12 protein-coding genes and 1 pseudogene are annotated in these 16,322 nt (G+C 59.7%); 8 read left to right on the top strand and 5 right to left on the bottom strand.

Annotation, left to right across the window (positions count from 1 at the left end; genetic code table 11):
• Window positions 1-21 precede the first annotated feature (21 nt).
• Entirely contained in the window at window positions 22-918 is an 897-nt protein-coding gene (locus FE851_RS18315; protein WP_145205576.1) for a hypothetical protein, read from the bottom strand.
• Window positions 919-994: 76 nt separating this feature from the next.
• Window positions 995-2,101 (bottom strand): Fic family protein, encoded by a 1,107-nt coding sequence (locus FE851_RS18310; RefSeq protein WP_145205573.1) that lies wholly within the window; start codon window positions 2,099-2,101, stop codon window positions 995-997.
• Between the two features lie 482 nt (window positions 2,102-2,583).
• Between FE851_RS18310 and FE851_RS18305 the strand changes: the two genes are divergently transcribed.
• From FE851_RS18305 to FE851_RS18290, 4 genes are all read left to right on the top strand, one after another.
• Window positions 2,584-3,486: an ArdC family protein gene (locus FE851_RS18305; protein WP_145205570.1), complete on the top strand. Its 903-nt coding sequence runs from the start codon at window positions 2,584-2,586 to the stop codon at window positions 3,484-3,486.
• On the top strand, window positions 3,473-3,676 hold the full coding sequence (locus FE851_RS26270; RefSeq protein WP_186378890.1) for a sigma factor-like helix-turn-helix DNA-binding protein: 204 nt from the start codon (window positions 3,473-3,475) through the stop codon (window positions 3,674-3,676). The genes FE851_RS18305 and FE851_RS26270 overlap by 14 nt, the downstream gene beginning before the upstream one ends.
• A gap of 98 nt (window positions 3,677-3,774) precedes the next feature.
• Window positions 3,775-4,680 (top strand): HEPN domain-containing protein, encoded by a 906-nt coding sequence (locus tag FE851_RS18295; RefSeq protein ID WP_261371059.1) that lies wholly within the window; start codon window positions 3,775-3,777, stop codon window positions 4,678-4,680.
• A 101-nt stretch (window positions 4,681-4,781) separates the two neighbouring features.
• Window positions 4,782-6,743: a hypothetical protein gene (locus FE851_RS18290; RefSeq protein WP_145205561.1), complete on the top strand. Its 1,962-nt coding sequence runs from the start codon at window positions 4,782-4,784 to the stop codon at window positions 6,741-6,743.
• A 76-nt stretch (window positions 6,744-6,819) separates the two neighbouring features.
• On the opposite strand, the gene FE851_RS18285 is transcribed toward FE851_RS18290, so the two are convergent.
• Together FE851_RS18285 and FE851_RS18280 are read right to left on the bottom strand one after the other, a co-directional pair.
• A complete protein-coding gene (locus FE851_RS18285; protein ID WP_145205559.1) occupies window positions 6,820-7,974 on the bottom strand; it encodes a site-specific integrase in 1,155 nt (384 codons plus the stop codon).
• Window positions 7,967-9,211 carry a tyrosine-type recombinase/integrase gene (locus FE851_RS18280; RefSeq protein ID WP_145205556.1) on the bottom strand — a complete coding sequence of 415 codons (1,245 nt, stop codon included), beginning with the start codon at window positions 9,209-9,211 and terminating at the stop codon, window positions 7,967-7,969. The genes FE851_RS18285 and FE851_RS18280 overlap by 8 nt, the downstream gene beginning before the upstream one ends.
• 516 nt (window positions 9,212-9,727) lie before the next feature.
• Between FE851_RS18280 and FE851_RS18275 the strand changes: the two genes are divergently transcribed.
• From FE851_RS18275 to mobF, 3 genes are read left to right on the top strand one after another with little or no spacing between them, the layout of a single operon-like run.
• Window positions 9,728-10,027 (top strand): hypothetical protein, encoded by a 300-nt coding sequence (locus tag FE851_RS18275; protein WP_145205552.1) that lies wholly within the window; start codon window positions 9,728-9,730, stop codon window positions 10,025-10,027.
• Window positions 10,027-12,033: a type IV secretion system DNA-binding domain-containing protein gene (locus tag FE851_RS18270; protein ID WP_145205550.1), complete on the top strand. Its 2,007-nt coding sequence runs from the start codon at window positions 10,027-10,029 to the stop codon at window positions 12,031-12,033. Before FE851_RS18275 ends, FE851_RS18270 begins: the two co-directional genes overlap by 1 nt.
• Entirely contained in the window at window positions 12,030-14,975 is a 2,946-nt protein-coding gene (gene mobF, locus FE851_RS18265; protein ID WP_145205547.1) for a MobF family relaxase, read from the top strand. The genes FE851_RS18270 and mobF overlap by 4 nt, the downstream gene beginning before the upstream one ends.
• A 596-nt stretch (window positions 14,976-15,571) precedes the next feature.
• Here the strand turns inward: mobF and FE851_RS18255 are convergent.
• Window positions 15,572-15,839: pseudogene (locus FE851_RS18255) on the bottom strand (IS481 family transposase); the annotation flags it as partial.
• A 235-nt stretch (window positions 15,840-16,074) separates the two neighbouring features.
• Between FE851_RS18255 and FE851_RS26265 the strand changes: the two are divergent.
• Window positions 16,075-16,266, top strand: a complete 192-nt coding sequence (locus FE851_RS26265; RefSeq protein WP_186378898.1) for a hypothetical protein — start codon at window positions 16,075-16,077, stop codon at window positions 16,264-16,266.
• Window positions 16,267-16,322: the final 56 nt, after the last annotated feature.

The raw sequence follows: 16,322 nt of genomic DNA, 5'->3' as shown, positions 1-16,322 counted from the left end.
ATAACCCTCCCGGGTCACTTCTCAGTGCAAATCAACACCCTCACGATTCTGATGCGCTTGGCTTTTCCACCTTCTCGCATTCGTTTCTCGAAACTCGCCGATAAGATTGTTGGCACCGACCTGCTCCCGCACCCACTTGCCTGCCGTTATGCCAAAACAGATGATGGTCGTGACACCTAATCGCTGAATGACTGTCCGATGGACGGGCCAACAAGCGGAAATCAGTTCGTCTTTATCCAGGGTCAGGGTACCTTCGGTTGTGCTGCGTACGAAAATGACGTTGCTTGCCGGGACCGAACGGGCATCCAACCCCAACATCTTGAAGAAGTGTAGAACGCGGGGCTGCATCCCCGATGTCCCCGGCGTTGCTCCCTCCCAGCTATCATCCTGATAGGCTGACCATTGGCCGGGCGCCTTCTCGAATGCGGTGATTGCTTTCGCGACGGTGTTAGCTTCCTGCGTGCCGGGATCACCGCCAGGGTTCAGCCCAAGCACATAAATCGATGACGGCTGAGAGAATGCGTCTGCACCAGTGTAGAAAAGTGCCCCAGACTGCCGCTTGATATGATCCGGCAGAGCCATCAGCGCTTCGATGATAGTTTGTTGCCGGTCATCAATCGGGTGGTCAGCGGGTGATTTTGAAGCCCTCATTTCAACTGGCCCCTTGGCAAGAGCCTTTACGATCCCCTTTGTTGCCTTGCGTGCGTTGGGCATTGTCCGACGCGGCTTCACTTTTTTCAAAGACGCTTCGGCTTCATCGAGATGAATTTTCAACTGGGGGTTTCGTGAAATCCCCCATAGGACCGCAGCATAGATTGCTACGACAAATAGCATCGCGAGCAGCAGCAGATAGCCGCCACCTTCTGTAAATATCCAGACAAGTGTGTATATGGCCATTGCAACTAAGGCGATTTGCACACTTCCCCCACCTAACAAAAATAGCGATTTGACGGATAACAGGCATCAAATCGGCCTACCGATATGTCAATCTCAATCATTCACTGAAAATTTGGACTTCTCGTTCCACGAAAAGTTCGATGAGCGGCTGGTTAATGTAGTAGTTATTTCTGCCAGCGCGATGTTTGTGGAGCATTCCACTTTCCGCCAACTCATCGAGATACTTGGTCGCAGTGGGGCGCGACACGTTCAGCTCCTGCTGAACGAACTCGATACGTGTATATGGATGACGGAAAAGGTTATTCAGGAGGTCTTGCGAATATAGCTTCGGATGTTCCTCCCGCAGCCGCTTCTTGGTATCCGCCATGAGCGTGCGGATGCCTTCGACCAGGCGCAGAGTTTCGATCGCTGTCTCTTCCACGCCACGCAATATGTAGAGCAGCCAAGGCTCCCATTCGCCCGTGTCGCGCACAGCTTGCAAAAGCCTGTAATAGTCTGCCTTGTTTCGCGTGATGAACCGGCTGAGATAGAGGATTGGAATATCCAGCAGACCACAGCGGGTCAGAAATAGCACATTGATGATCCGGCCAAGCCGTCCGTTGCCATCGGGGAACGGGTGGATACTTTCGAACTGGTGGTGGACGATGGCCATGCGGGTGAGCGGATCGAGATCACTTTCCGAGTCTTCGACATGGATGAAGCGCTCCAGCGTGCTCATCAGATCACGCAGCGCGTTGGCATCCTGTGGGGGGACATAGACCACAGCGCCAGTCCCCTCATTCTTAAGTGCCGTTCCGGGGGTTTCGCGGAAACCACCGTCAGTCCCCTTGAGGATACGAAACATGGCGATGATCATGTTGTTGGTCAGCAGTCCGCCTAGTCGGCGCTGTTCATTGAAACCATGGTGAAGCGCGTCGCGATAGCGAGCCACTTCTTTTGCCGCAGGTGGCCCCGGATTTTCAGGGAAGGCGTTAATCTGGAATATCTCGTCCTGGGTGGTTACGATATTCTCGATTTCGGAGCTGGCCTTCGCTTCCTGAAGCGAAAGTGTGTCGATTAAAATTCCTTGATTGGGGATTGTCCCGGCCCGGCCTTTCAGTTCCGCAAGATAGCGATGGGCACGGGTCAGCGCCTTGAGAACCGCAGCTGTTTCGATCGCTCCCGGAGGCGGCAGATCGGGCAGGTCGTAGCTGGGTCGGAGCAAGTCGATCGCCTTGAGTAAAGAAACTGCCTGATCCTTAGCACGTCTGTTCCACGTGTAAAGATTTCTCCATTTTCTTTCTACGTCATTTTGGACATGTAAAATTTTGACGTTGGAGCGATGTCAAGCTTGGCGCCTCCTCCGGACGGAGGAGCGCGCTCTGTTCCGCTGCGCTGCATCGAGCCAGCGATGCTGTCTCGCCCCTTTCGGGCAACGATCGCTGACGCAGGGTACTGCTTCGCAGCACCGACAGCCATCGCGCCTTCGGGCGCGTTGACGTTTGGTTGGTTTGGGCCACCAGAATGGCGGGGTGGGCGTCGGCTTTCTCTGGGGCCGTGCCGCCGTGCCGCAAGCCGTTCCGGCTCCTCCTCTGCGTTCCGGTCCTTCGGATGCGGCCCGGCTCATAGCCCGTCCCCTCCGTGCGCCTCCTGCCGCCCACCCCGCCTTTCCGGCGGCCGGTGCTGTGACGGCAGGGAGAAGTGAATATGCGTAAGGATCATGGGTCGCTCTACGTAGAGGTGACGGATCGTATCATCGCGGAGCTGGAGCAGGGGCGCTTGCCTTGGGTGCAGCCTTGGGACAGCGGCAAGGCGGCTATCGGCCTGCCGCGCAATGCGGGAACCGGGCGCTGCTATTCGGGCATAAATGTGCTGATCCTGTGGTCGCGTCTTTTTGAGAAAGGATATGGCGCGCAGCGCTGGCTGACTTATCGGCAGGCGCTGGCGCTGGGTGGGCATGTACGGCGCGGCGAGGAGGGGGCGACGGTCTGCTACGCTGATCGCTTTGTGCCGAAGGACGAGGAAGAGCGAGCGCGGGATGAGGTGCGCGAGGCGCGTCAGGTTGCGTTTCTCAAACGCTTCACGGTTTTTAATGTCGAGCAGTGCGAAGGGTTGCCCGATGAATTGACTGCCGCACCCGTCGCGCTGGATGTCGAGGAAATTGTGCCGCTGGCGCATCGTCTCATCAAGGCGAGCGGCGCGGATGTGCGTATCGGGGGAGAACGCGCCTTTTACGCGCCCGGCCCTGACTATGTCCGCGTGCCGCCCCAAAGCGCCTATCACGATCGTATTAACTGGTATCGGACCGTTTTCCATGAGCTGGGGCACTGGACAGGGCATCAGAGCCGATTGGACCGGCTGACCGGCGCGGATTTTGGCAGTGAGGATTACGCAAGGGAAGAGCTTTGCGCCGAGATGGCCAGCGCCTTCCTCTGCGCGGAGCTGGGGATAGTGCCGACCGTCCGTCATGCCGACTATATCGGTTCATGGCTGGGCGTTTTGCGGGAGGATAGCAAAGCAATCTTCCGCGCCGCGAGCCTCGCAAGCAGGGCAGCCGATTTCATCCTTGCCTTTACCGATCACACGGGAGGCGACGATGGACAAGCATGATCCTGCGAAAATCGAGAAGGCGAAAGCCGCTTTCGGGCGCATGCCCAAGCGAACGCTCGAGATATTCCTTCTAAGTCAGGTGGAGGGTCTGAGCTACGTCGAGATCGCCAAACGAGAAGGGCTGTTTCTCTGGCAAGTACGGCGCCACATGCTCCGCGCGATCCGAATAATCGCCCGTGAAATGCGCTAAAATTAGCCTCGTTCGCCTTGCGAGGCCGAAGGGGCTTGGCAAGGCGATGATTTGCCGCGATTCTACGCGCCATCATGAGAAGGCTCGACGATCCCGATGTGCAACTGCCCGACGCCAAGCGTCGGGAGCTTAGCCATGTCGTTCAGATCATCCGCGAGGGTTTCGCGCGCGCCATTCGCCATCGGACGCAGCCGCGTTTCCGCAATGGCCAGATTCTCAAAATCATTCTCTTCGGCAGCTATGCGCGGGGCGATTGGGTCGAAGACCCCGTAGGCCGCTATTTCTCGGATTATGACCTTTTGGTGGTTGTCGACCATGAAGACCTGACCGACATTCTAGAATTCTGGGCAAAAACCGAAGAACGGCTGCTGGAGGAACTGGCCGAGGGGAGAGCGTTGCGCACGCAGGTCAGCCTGATCTATCACAGCCTGGACGATGTAAACGAGAAGCTGCGGCTCGGTCGCTATTTCTTCATGGACATACTCAAGGACGGCATTGTCCTGCACGAGGAGCCGAACCATCCCTTTGCGGAGCCGAAACAGCTATCATCAGGCGAAGCGCTGCGGGAAATGCGGGAATATTTCGAAGAATGGTTTGAAAGCGCCGCAGAGTTTATGGACGATTTTCAATCAAACTTCGAGAAGCGGCGATTCAAAAAGGCAGCGTTTGAACTTCATCAGGCGACCGAACGGCTTTATCATTGCGTCTTCCTTGTGCGCACCCTTTACAGCCCCAAGACCCACAACCTTAATCGACTTCGGGCACTGACAGAGCAGCTTGAGCCGCAGCTTCGCGCCGTCTGGCCTACTGATAGCCGTTTCCACAAGCGCGCTTATAACCTGCTGCGCGAGGCGTATATCAGGGCGCGCTACTCGCGTGAATTCAGCATCAGCGATGAGGAGCTTGCATGGCTGGGAGAAAGGGTCGCGCTTCTGCAAGAGGTGGTGCGCGACCTGTGCAACGCGCGGATCGCTGAGTTGGAAGCGCGCCCGGACGCCGCCTGAAATCCGCTATCATATTGATAAATTTCTGTTCGTTGTAGAATTGACCTGCGCCGACGCGCACCCGCTGGTCGGGCCAATACCAACAATGGATAATTTCTGTAATGCGATCAAACTCACGCCGCGCCAGCCGCGACGCGACCCAATCTCCCTTGCTCAAGCGAGGCCGTAAACCCCTGCCGATCGTGGAAAAGCCGGTTCCAACCTCCACCGAATGGATCGACCCGCCAGGGTTCCGCGAATCCCTCATCCTCCATATGGGCCGTCATGCGGAAAGCTATTATCAGCTTCACAGGTCCGTCATCAAACCAGGCGAAAAGCTGGATCGCGCGACATTGAAATCCTGGGCGGATGGACGCCGCACGCCGCAAAGCGCGGCCAGCCTGGAAATTCTCACCCGCATAGAGTGCCGCTATGATCTACCTTCCGGCTATTTCCGATCGAAACTGCCCCACCCGGCGCGTGCGCCGTCCGGGATCAATATCAAGGGCGTGACCAAGGCTGAGCAGCGGCGGTTGGCGTGGCACCTGCCCGACGATTTCAACGCAAGGTCGTTGAAGCAGCAGGCGGAGATTCTGGAATGGGTCCGGGAGGTGGTGATTTCGGGTGCCACCGAATATCGCCGGTTTCAGGCGCAGGCCATGAAACTGCGGTACGCGATCCGATTTCCGGCGATCACCGGCAAAAGGATTCGAGGAGTCCAAACGAGTGAGGAGGCACCCGGCATCGACGATGATATGGATCATGAGGGCGTGGTGGATGCGCCAGCTCGCCTTGTGTCGGAGATGGCTGACCTCGTCAGGTTCAAAACCTCTACCCTGACCGACATAGGGTTTCAGCGAAACGGCGTATGGGGAGAGGAAACGACCAGCCAGAAGATCGAGCATTTTGGCCTCATGTTCGGCGCATTGGCCGCGTCGCCGCGTGGAGCCGTAGAGGGGTGTGGCGTGCCGCTCAGGAACATCACTTTCGCCATGCTGGTCTTCCCGAGGGTGTGGGACTGGTATGTCCAGTGGCGTGAGCGGCGACGCGGTTTCTTTACCCGCTGGGAATGTGATATGTTACGGAATGCGATGGCCCTTGTCCGGGCTGATACCGGCTGGTTGCGGCAACATCCCGAATTGGCCGATCGTCTTGTGCCGATGGAAGGCCTCATATCCACCGATGACATCGGCGCGGCGCGCGCGGACTGGCGGCAGGCTTGCGACATTCTGCACGCACATGCCAGTGCGCGCGTCCGGGAGGTGGAGCGGGTCGCGCGCATCCATCGCGACCCGTTCGAACCGATCCTGCCCATATTGGAGGCACCCAGCCCGGTCGCGGAATATCTGAAGATCGCGGAGGAGATATTGAAATTCCGCCCTGACGGGCGGCGGTACCCGAGGGCTGCGGCGGAAGTTGTCCGGTCCTATCTCCTGATCCGGCTGGGCCTCCATCTTGGACTTCGGCAGAAGAATTTGCGGCAAATGATGGTCTGCCCGCGCGGACATCTGCCGCGTTCAGAGCGTCAGCTCGAAACCATGAAACGAGGCGAAATCCGCTGGAGTGAGCGTGATCAGGGATGGGAAGTCCTTGTACCAGCGGTTTCCTTCAAGAACGCCCATTCTTCCTTCTTCGCGGGCAAACCCTTCCGGCTGCTTCTTCCCGATCTGGGCGGCCTCCATGACCATATCGATGCCTATGTGGAGAAGCATCGGGCCATCCTGCTTAACGGGGCGGACGACCCCGGCACATTCTTCGTGAAGACGGTGAAAACGAACAGCCGCGATGCGTCCTACGACCAGAACACCTTCTATGAGGCATGGCGTCTGGTGGTCCAGCGCTATGGCGTCTTCAATCCCTATACTGGTCGGGGCGCGATCAAGGGGCTGCTGCCACATGGCCCGCATAATGTGCGGGACGTGCTGGCGACCCACATCCTCAAACAGACAGGTTCATTCGAGCAGGCGAGCTATGCGATCCAGGATACGCCGGACATGGTAGCGAAGCATTACGGACGGTTCCTGCCGCAGGACAAGGCGGCGATGGCCGCCCGGATTCTCAATCAGGTGTGGGAAGCGGCATAATCGATAAAAACGGCGCGGCCCAACTGGCCGCGCCGCTCATTCATGCGTGAGTGATTATTATTCGGGCGGCGTTTGGCTACCGGGTTTGGCCGATGAGAAGTGCCCCAAGCTTTTCGCAGGTCGCCGCGAGAACATCGTCCGCCAGATGAGCATAACGCGCGGTCATTTGAATCCTGCTGTGACCGAGGAGCCGGGAGGTCGTGAACAGTGTTTCCCCCGACATCACCGCATGGCTCGCGAAGCTGTGCCGCAGATCGTGGATGCGTAATTTCGGCGGCAGTTTTGCTTCACGGCGGACACTGACCCAGATCGAACGGACGCCCTCATACTGCTGGCGACCGGCAAGCGGGAATACGTGGTGAACCCCGGCACTCCCATTTCTCTGGAGGTTCGCACGGTGGGATTTCAGGAAGCGCTGGACTGGCACGCCGAGGGGAATATCTCGCGGGCCGGTCTTGCTATCACGCAGTCGAAGCCGATCGGGCAATATATCCTGCCATTCCAGATTGACGGCTTCGCTGACCCGGCAACCCGTCATGGTAAGGAAGCGGAGCAGGGCGGATGCCGTGCATCCTGCCTTGATCCGTTTGTCCAGTACGCCGCCGAGCCTTGCCATCTCCTCAACGCCGAGGAAGGTGCCGATAACCTTGCGGCGGTTCATCCTGATCCCCTTCGCGGGATTGCGCCAGCCGTCCGGCATATGGCCCCAGGCGCGCGCGCGTCCGAGCATCTGCACCAGAATTCCAAGGGCGCGATTGGCCCCGCCCGGCCTTCTCAGGCTATACCCCTCGAACCACCGGATTACATCTTGACGCGAAATGGCATCTAGCCTCTGGTGGCCGAAGGCCGGTAACAATTCGCATCGCACATAGGTGCGGTAAGTGCGCAAACCCTGCGGTTTGTAGAAGGCACCGCAGCGTTGTTCATGTTCAATCTGGAACGTCGCGAAGTGCGGAACGGTAGGCGTCGTCGTCGGAGTCAAAGTCTCGCCCGCGAGAACGGCGCGGGCGGACGCGCGAGCCGCTTTCACGCCTATTTCCGGGAACGAACCCAACGACCGGCGGACTGCCTTGCCGCCGACGCGGGCGCGGACAACCCAGCTTCGCGACCCGCCGGGTTGCACCCGTAAGGCGAGTCCGGGCAGGCGGGTGTCGCGCATGGCATATTCCTTTTGTCCAGGTTCCGCGCGGGCGCACAGGGTGTCGGTCAGGGAGAGGCGGAGGTTAAGCATGGGCGGCCTCCTTCGCGCAGTCTATTCCGCTCGCATCGGCCTTCCGCTTGCGGGCGGAACGTTCAGGCCCAGCGTCGCGAAGGGAGCGTTCGATGCGTCGGGACACCTTCGACGCCGAGCGCGTCAATGCATCGGTGGCAAGATGCGCGTAGCCTATAGTGCTATCAATGTCGTTGTGCCCGAGAAGCTGGCCGATCAGTCGCAGGTCGATGCCGTTCGATACCCCGACCGATGCGAAATGATGACGCAGATCATGGACGCGAATATTCTCCAGGCCTGCCGCTCGCCGGATCAATGCCCATGCGTAATCCAGTACCTTCATCGGCCCATCGCTCTTTGGTGCCGGGAATACGAACCGCCCCTTTACCACTCCCTTGCGGGCGGCGAGCAAGTCGCGGGCAGGGACGTTCAGCCAGATCGTTCGGGGACCGGTCTTGGAGTCTTCCAGAACGGCGCGGGCACCGACTATCCGGCTCCATTTGAGCGAGAGGATTTCACTGCGCCGGGCGCCGGTCAGGAACAGGAGGCGGACCGCATCGCAGGCATCGGGCATCCGATCCTGCAATCCATCGAGCGCTCTCCAAAGCCTCCGAACAGCATCGGGAGACATCATTTTGCCGCGCTTGCTATGCTGTTTCTTGCGTAGGCCACGGCAGGGGTTTGAACCCGGCTCGCGCATTCCATGGTCCTCCGCGTAGAGCATCAGCCCCGAAAGAGTGGACAGCGCCATGCGAACGGCGCTGCTCTTCGCGGTGATGTCCAGATGCCAGCGGTTCACCTCTTCCGGGGTCAGCGCGCGGACCTTCCGCCCCCCCAAATGGGGAAGGATGTGCGTCGTTGCAGCCGCCTTCATGTTGCGGATTGTGCCGGGCTTCCAGCGTCCGGTTTCACCCGAAGCGAGGAAGCGGGGGAACACCTCCGCTATCGTTGCATCAGGACCAAAGAGGGTGTCGTCCGTGGGGGTGGATCGGTCCTGCGGCCCGGCGGCAAGAAGACGGCGTGCGACTTCCAAGGGTAGGTGTCGTGCGTCGCCAAGGGTTGTGCGGAGGGTTCGCGCCGCCACCCGTTCGACGCCAATCCAGGTGCGGGCACCTGAAGCGCGGAGGCGCAGGATGAGACCCTTCGCCTTGGCGTCGTAGAGTAACTTTTCTCCGCGCGCGGGGAGGGGAATCGAAAGAATATCCGTCGCATCAAAATCGATTTTCGTGCCACTGGGCATGACAATATGGCTCCACAATTCCGGCGCCTTGCGGGCCGGTGGAAGCGCGTCCGGGGTATGTTCCCCAGGACACGCGGGGAACTTATCGGCGGCATCGATTCGTAACAGGCATCGCTCTTAGAGCAGGGCTGTCACCGATCATCGTCCGGCTTTGGATTGCCGTTGTGGATCAGCAGGTTGCCCGCCCCATCGAACTTTCATCTGGCGCATTCGCAAGCTCATGCGAAAGCTCAGACGCACGCCTGAAAGGCGTAATTTGTAATGCACCGTACGCACGGGTGCTGCGGGCGAGAATCGCCAGCATTTGCGCGATTTTCCGGCCGAATACAGGTCTTACGCTGATGGCACTGATTGACGCCCCCCGACACGCTTTGGCTGTCGTTTAAGAGGGCCGAATAGTTAAGTCCTTGATCTGCCTTGGCACCATTTGGCTGCCACTCTGAACACATGTAATCAATTGAGATCGGACTGAAATCCGGTTATAAGGGACGCGCTTCATCACGATTGGCCAGGCGACGAACAGGAGTTCGGCGCTTGCCCAGAATTACCATCAGGTTCAAGGACGCCCTCTTCGGGCGTCTCGTCGTAGGTGCTCAAGCAGCGGGCACGACCATCCCCGACTATGTCCGGGACATTCTCAACCGCTATGAAGGCATGGACGCGGCGGGCTATCATGGCCGCTTCGACGAAGTGCAGGCGACCCTCATCCAGGTCTTCGCCATCCTCGCCGCGTCAGTCGGCACGCGTCGGCCAGATATCCTACAGAAGGGCATGGACGATGCGCGCGCCCTGCTGTTGGAAAGAGGCCTTCTCGATCCCGAGGAGGTACTCTAGTGAGCATCTTCCGTAACGACACACTGGGCTCTTGGACCAGGGGCGGTCAGGCCATCGTCCACAATGTTCGCATGACCACGCAGGTCTTCTTCCAGACCCTGCTGGCGGGGATCGCCATCTGGGTCGGCGGTACCCTCTGGTATGTACTGGAGAAGTCGACCGACTATCAGCGCTTTGTTGCCGTCAAGATCGCTGAGGCGACGCTCAAAAGCGATGTGCCCGGCGGCGCGCCGCTGCTCTTTCGGACCCCGTCGGGTCGCCAATATTGGACGACGTCCGATGCCTTGCTGGGCTCCCCCATCGCCAGGAAGACCATGCAGGCTATGGAGCATCATCTGGTGTTCGGCGCGGCACTTGCGGGCGCCTTTGCCCTCCTGATGCTGGTTTGGGCATGGTTCTATTTCACCCGTACGGGGAAGGGCCTTGGTTCCAATCAGTTCCTGCGCGGCGCGCGCTTTGGCGCTGCGCGTCAGCTGCGGCGGCAATTGTGGCGCAGCCGGAAGGGCAGCTTTGCTATCGGCGGCGTGCCCGTTCCCGATGCGTTCGAGCCTGAACATATCCTCATCTGTGGTGCGCCCGGCACGGGCAAGACCAACATCATCGTGAAGATGCTGGACGGCATGCGAAAGCAAGGCAAGCGGGCGATCGTCTATGATACCGCCGGCACCTTCGTTGAGAAATTCTACCGGCCTGGGCACGACATTCTGCTCAATCCGCTGGATAACCGCTCCGACTTCTGGTCGCCCTGGGTCGATGTTCCGCGTGACTATCATTATGATCAGATCGCGGAATCGACGATCCCAGACAAAGGTGGCGATCCCTTCTGGGCGAAGGCGGCCCGCGGCACGCTGGTGGCGGTCCTGCGCAAGCTTGCCAGATATGACGGGACGCTGGTTTCCGTGCTCCTAGAAACGGTGGTGCGCAGCCCTCTGAAGACGCTGGCAAGTTTTGCGGAGGGCACCGATGCTGCGGCTTTCATCTCGATGGAAGGCGACCGCACTTCTGCGGGCATCCGAGCGGAACTGGCCTCGGTGATGCGCAGCTTCTCCTATCTCGATGACACGGCCGACGGCTTCTCCATCCGGGACTGGGTCGCCAATGAGCAGGATGACAGCTGGCTCTTCATCACCGTCAAGGCGGATCAGCTCCCTTCCCTCCGGCCCCTCGTCACCGTCTGGCTCGACATCGCGATAAGCGCCATCATGAGCCTCCCGCCCGACCGTAAGCGCCGCCTCTATTGTGTCATCGACGAGCTTCCCACACTTCAGAAACTGCCATCGCTAAGCGACTTTCTCGCCCGCGCGCGAAAATATGGCGGCTGCGGCATATTGGGGTTTCAGTCCTACCCACAGCTTGAGGCGACCTACGGCATCCAGGATGCCGCGGCGATCACCGGCTATTGCTCGACCTGGGTGGCGCTGCGCGCCAACGACACTCCCACCGCCAAGCATGTTTCGGAAAATCTAGGGCAGGTCGAGCAGGTCGAGGCCAATGAGGGCATGTCCTACGGCGTCAACGACATGCGGGATGGGGTCAACCTGTCGCGGATGCAGGTGACCCGCCCGTTGGTCATGCATACCGAGGTCACCAATCTTCCCAATCTCGCGGGTTTCCTTCGGTTCGGACGGAACCTTCCCGTGGTGCGGTTCACCGATAATTATAATGCGCTTCCCAGCCTGCAGGCCGCATTCGTCGAGCGGCTAGTTCCGCTCGTTCGTCTCGACCCGGATGAGGGCGACAAGTCTCCTCCGAAATCTTCAGGATCGCGATCCAAGCGTCGGCGAGCGAGGAAATCGGAAGCTCCCGAGCTCCCCCTCGGAGCGGACAAGGGCAGCACGCCCGCGCATGACGAGATCAGTGTGCATGGCTACTCATCTAATCCTGCGGAGGGTGAAAATGAAAACGGAGAAAGAGCGCTGCCGAGGCTCCTTGGAAGGGCGAGCGGCTTCCGCCTTCGACAACACGGGCGCGTATCGGGCGACCGTAGTGAGGCGAGGCCGGCATGATGCATCCGCGCCGCCTGAAGGGTTCGCCCGGTAACATTGCTCGCTATTACGCGATCGGCGATTATTATACGAAGGGGGAGGCGGGGCGGTCGTCCTGGGGTGGTGCCCTGGCGAGCGAACTCGACCTTTCAGGAGATGTCGATCCTGAAACTTTTCGCTCCCTGCTGGCTGGCAAGGTTGCAGGCAAACAGTTGGGCCGTCATCGCGCCGACGGCATCCAGCATCATCCTGGCTGGGACTTTGCGATCAGTGCGCCAAAATCCGTGTCAGTGATGGGGCTCGCGTTGGGCGACGACCGTATCGTACAGCTCCATGAGCGATCGGTCGATGTGACGCTAGCCTATCTCGAAGAGCATGCCCAGCTGCGAAAACGGGAGGAGGGCAACATCGTCCATGAGACGACGGGCCGATTGCTGTGGGCGCGCTTCACTGAACATGTGAGCCGCGAACTTGATCCCCACCTCCACACCCATGTCGTCGTCCTCAACATGACCAACGGGCAATCGGGCGATCCGATGGCAAGCCTCGAAACCCGCGCCATGTATGCCGAGCAGATGACCAGCGGGCAGATTTACCGGAACGAACTCGCCCATGGCCTGCGCGAGCTTGGCTATGAGATAGACTTTGATCCGCGCCGGGGTCTGTTCGAAATCAGGGGCGTTCCCAAGGCCCTCATCGAGGAGATGTCGCAGCGGGCCGAGCAGATCAATGAACATGCCCAGCAGCATGGTCTGGTCGGTCAGGCGTCGCGCCGCCAATCCTTCTACGCCACCCGCGGCGCCAAGGTGAAAACCGGGATCGATACGCTGCTCATCCAGTGGCGCGGGCGGCTGGGGCCATATGAAAAGCCGCTTGAAGCGGTGAGAGAGGGCGCCGCGCGATCGGGCGAGCATCCCGTCCCGGTCGACCGCGCCGATGCCGCCCGAGCAGCTCTGTTTGGGATAAGGCAATCGGAGGGGAAGGAGGCCGTGAACCCGCTTAGCCGTCTCTATACCACGGGGCTAGCCTCCCATGTCGGGGAGGTACGGTTTCAGGATCTGCGGCCCCTGATCGATGCGCATGAAGAACGACGCAAGCTCCTCGCTACCCGTGGACAGACAGGGGATGACATATTGACACGGGGACGGACGACCCGGCGCACTGTGCGGCTCGAGCAGTCGCTCGCCATGCATCTGGCGCTTGCTGTCGGGGACGGTCGGCCCGTGGCGAGCGTCGATCGCCTGCTTCCTATATTGGAACAGGCGGGGCTTTCTCCCGCGCAGGAACGGGCGTTGGTGGACATAGCTACCTCGCGTGACCGGGTCACCGGCCTTCACGGCGTCGCGGGTGCAGGAAAATCGACGCTCATCCGATCACTGAAAGATGCGGCGCTGCCGGGTAAGACATTCATCGCCCTGGCGCCGACATCTTCCGCCGCTGCCGAATTGGGCGAGAGGGCGCAGATCGAGTCGCGTACCGTTGCCAGCCTTCTTGCGGGTGGTGGATACGAGATCAGAGGCAACCATGTGCTGGTTCTCGACGAAGCGGGGCAGTTGGGAAGCCGCCAGGCTTTGCGGGTGCTGGAAATCAGCCGATCTACTGGAGCTCGCCTCATTCTTCTCGGCGACAATAAGCAGACGGGCGCCATCGAGCAGGGCAAGGCCTTCTGGCTCATGCAGAAACTAGGCATGGAAACGGCCGAACTGACCGAGTCGCGCCGGCAGGAAACCGAGGGGATGCGAAAGGCTGTCTCGCATGCGCGAGGAGGGGATTACGCAGCCTCGATTGGTCGGCTCGACAAGGTGGTGGGCGGTGAGGATGCCGCTACGCTGGCTGCAGGAGTGGTCGCGGAATGGACCCGGCTTAGCCCGAGGAGCCGCGCCGCGACCAACATTCTCGTTCTCGACAATGCGTCGCGCCTGATCGTGAACAGCAATATCAGGGATGTCCTGCAACGCGAGGGCGTCGTCGCGGCGGAGGAGACCCGGCTTTCAGTCCTTACACCTGGTGGCCTGAGCGATCAGGAAAAGCGCATGGCGCGCTTTTATTCAAGGGGACAGGTGGTGACCTTCGGCCGCGATCAGCCAGGAGCGGGATTGGGGCTGACGAGCGAATACCGCGTCGCTGGGATGGTGCGGGACGGTCGAGGTCGGCAACTGGTCCGGTTGGTCGATGGGCAGGGCGGCGTCCATCTGTGGGATCCGCGCTCGACCAAAGCCGCGCAGGTCAACGTCTTCATGGAAGAGAAGAGAGACCTCAGCGAAGGCGACCGCATCCAGTGGCGCTTGGTCTCGCGCGAACTCCAACTCAAAAATGCGGAGCGGGGTACGATTGAGAGGCTCGAGGGCTCACTGGCAACGATCCGCTGGGATCGCGGCAAGCGGGTTCAGACGATTGATCTTTCCCGGCACAGGACCTGGGATCATGGCTATGCCGAGACCATCTATTCTGCTCAGTCCAAGACCTATGACCGGGTCTATGTCCTGGCGCCTGTTGGGTCGCCGCTGGTGAGCGCGCAGAATTTCTACACCGCGATCACCCGCGCCCGATATGGTGTAAAGCTCTGGACCCAGGATCCGAAAAAACTGGTCGAGCGGCTCGAAGACCGGTCGGGCGAGAAGACGTCAAGCCTTGAAGGCCTGGGGCGGTTGGAGCGTGATCATCGTGTACAAATGGCCGCTAGGCAAGGACCGCATCTCCGGCAACTGAAGGAAGATCAGGATAGGAAGGGACTCTTGCGGAGCGACCACCGGTTGGAGCGAGAGCTTTGGACCCGCAATGCAAAACCCAAAGGCCTAGCGGACAAGTTCGCTGGTCGGGCTCAAAAGGTTTTCGAGGCGCTCGATCACAATCTTCATTCTTTGCTGAGCGGCGGTCGCAGCAATGGGCACACGCCTGCTTCCGCACGCGAGCAGCAGAATCGCGGCAATGAAAGGGAGAGCAGATGTGGCCTGGATCGCTGATCGACGCTGGATCTGTTTTGTCCCGTTGACGCTGACTGCAGCTTAACCTTGGGAAGACGCACTGGCGGCGAAGCCGCCAGAACCAGAGGTGGCTCGTTGCATTCGAGAGGCGGCACGCGGCCAGGTCTGGCTTGAAAAGACGCTTTGGGGGCTGCGCGATCAGGAAGCCGGCCGGATCGGTGCGGAGATCGTGAACAGCAATGGGAGCCACGATTTGGGGCCGCTCCAGATCAACAGTTGGTGGGTGCCAAGGATTGCCGCGCTACTGTCGAGGCGCGAAGGGGAGGTCCGGCACTGGCTGCAATTTGATCCCTGTTTTAACGTCAAGGCGGCGCGCTGGATCTTTCTCGCCGCTTTGAAGGCGGAAGGCAGTTACTGGAAGGCGGTGGGGATTTATCATAGCCCGAACGGCGCCCGTCAACGCCGCTATGCGGGCCTCGTCGCGGTTAATCTGCAAAGCGGTTCGGGGACGATGTCTTTGCGTCGCGCTAGGACATTGAGGCGAGGTCGATGCCTTGACCTTCATACATGTTGGCACTGGCACGACCGCTAGACGGCGGTGGAGATGGCGGATTATTATTCGTCTAAACGATGGCCTAGGTGTTTAGTCCCAACATGTGATGATTCGGCTTGATGACAAAACGTCTGGCTTTGATTTCCAAAGATCCTCGACTGCCTCGCAGGGGTTTTGAACTTGAGCTCCTTGAGCTGATTGACAAAATTATAGGCTATCGGACAGTCGGGGACGTGACGCCGCAACTCGGCAATGGAAGGTTTTGACGGTCGCTTCCTTGATGGGTCGCACCATACGTTCGGCTTAGCCGTTTGTCCAAGCGGGTACGCCCTGGTCAGCCGATGCTCAATTCGTGGTCTTCTTCTCTGAGAATCCTCCATCAGAGGCGCATGGTGGCATTCCAGTGATATTCGCGAGATTTCAGCTAGTCCTTGGCATCGAAAAGCGCGTAGATGGCATTCAGCCTGTAGGTCTGCTGTTCCGAGCAGGCCCCAATGCTTGCCGGCGATGACAGGCAGGCGACGATCCACGAACGGCCTGTCGAAGGCGGCGTTGTGCGCAACGATCAAATCGGCGGATGAGAGAATGTTCACCGCCCCGTTCCTTCGTTCTGCTGCTCTGCAACGTCGCATCAGTCAGGCTGGTGATTTTTGGATCGATCGGTATTCTGGGATCATCCCGCCAGACCCGGAGCATCCCGGCCTGGATGATCCGCCCGTGCCCATCAAACCGAAAACGCGGGATCGCCAGCTCGATGATCCGGTCGGTCCAGCCTAGTCGCCTTCACATGGATCGCAAGCCCGATACGGCTGGAGGCATGAGAACTTGCTGCA

The sequence above is a fragment of the Sphingobium sp. B2 genome (assembly GCF_007693735.1).
GTDB lineage: Bacteria > Pseudomonadota > Alphaproteobacteria > Sphingomonadales > Sphingomonadaceae > Sphingobium > Sphingobium xenophagum.
The sequence above is the reverse complement of the archived record's forward strand: the minus strand, read 5'-3'. Positions and strand labels throughout refer to the sequence as shown.

Coding starts and splice junctions, on each gene's coding strand:
- FE851_RS18305 (WP_145205570.1), top strand. CDS start 2,584: ATGCGTAAGGATCATGGGTCGCTCTACGTAGAGGTGACGGATCGTATC.
- FE851_RS26270 (WP_186378890.1), top strand. CDS start 3,473: ATGGACAAGCATGATCCTGCGAAAATCGAGAAGGCGAAAGCCGCTTTC.
- FE851_RS18290 (WP_145205561.1), top strand. CDS start 4,782: ATGCGATCAAACTCACGCCGCGCCAGCCGCGACGCGACCCAATCTCCC.
- FE851_RS18285 (WP_145205559.1), bottom strand. CDS start 7,974: ATGCTTAACCTCCGCCTCTCCCTGACCGACACCCTGTGCGCCCGCGCG.
- mobF (WP_145205547.1), top strand. CDS start 12,030: ATGATGCATCCGCGCCGCCTGAAGGGTTCGCCCGGTAACATTGCTCGC.
- FE851_RS26265 (WP_186378898.1), top strand. CDS start 16,075: ATGTTCACCGCCCCGTTCCTTCGTTCTGCTGCTCTGCAACGTCGCATC.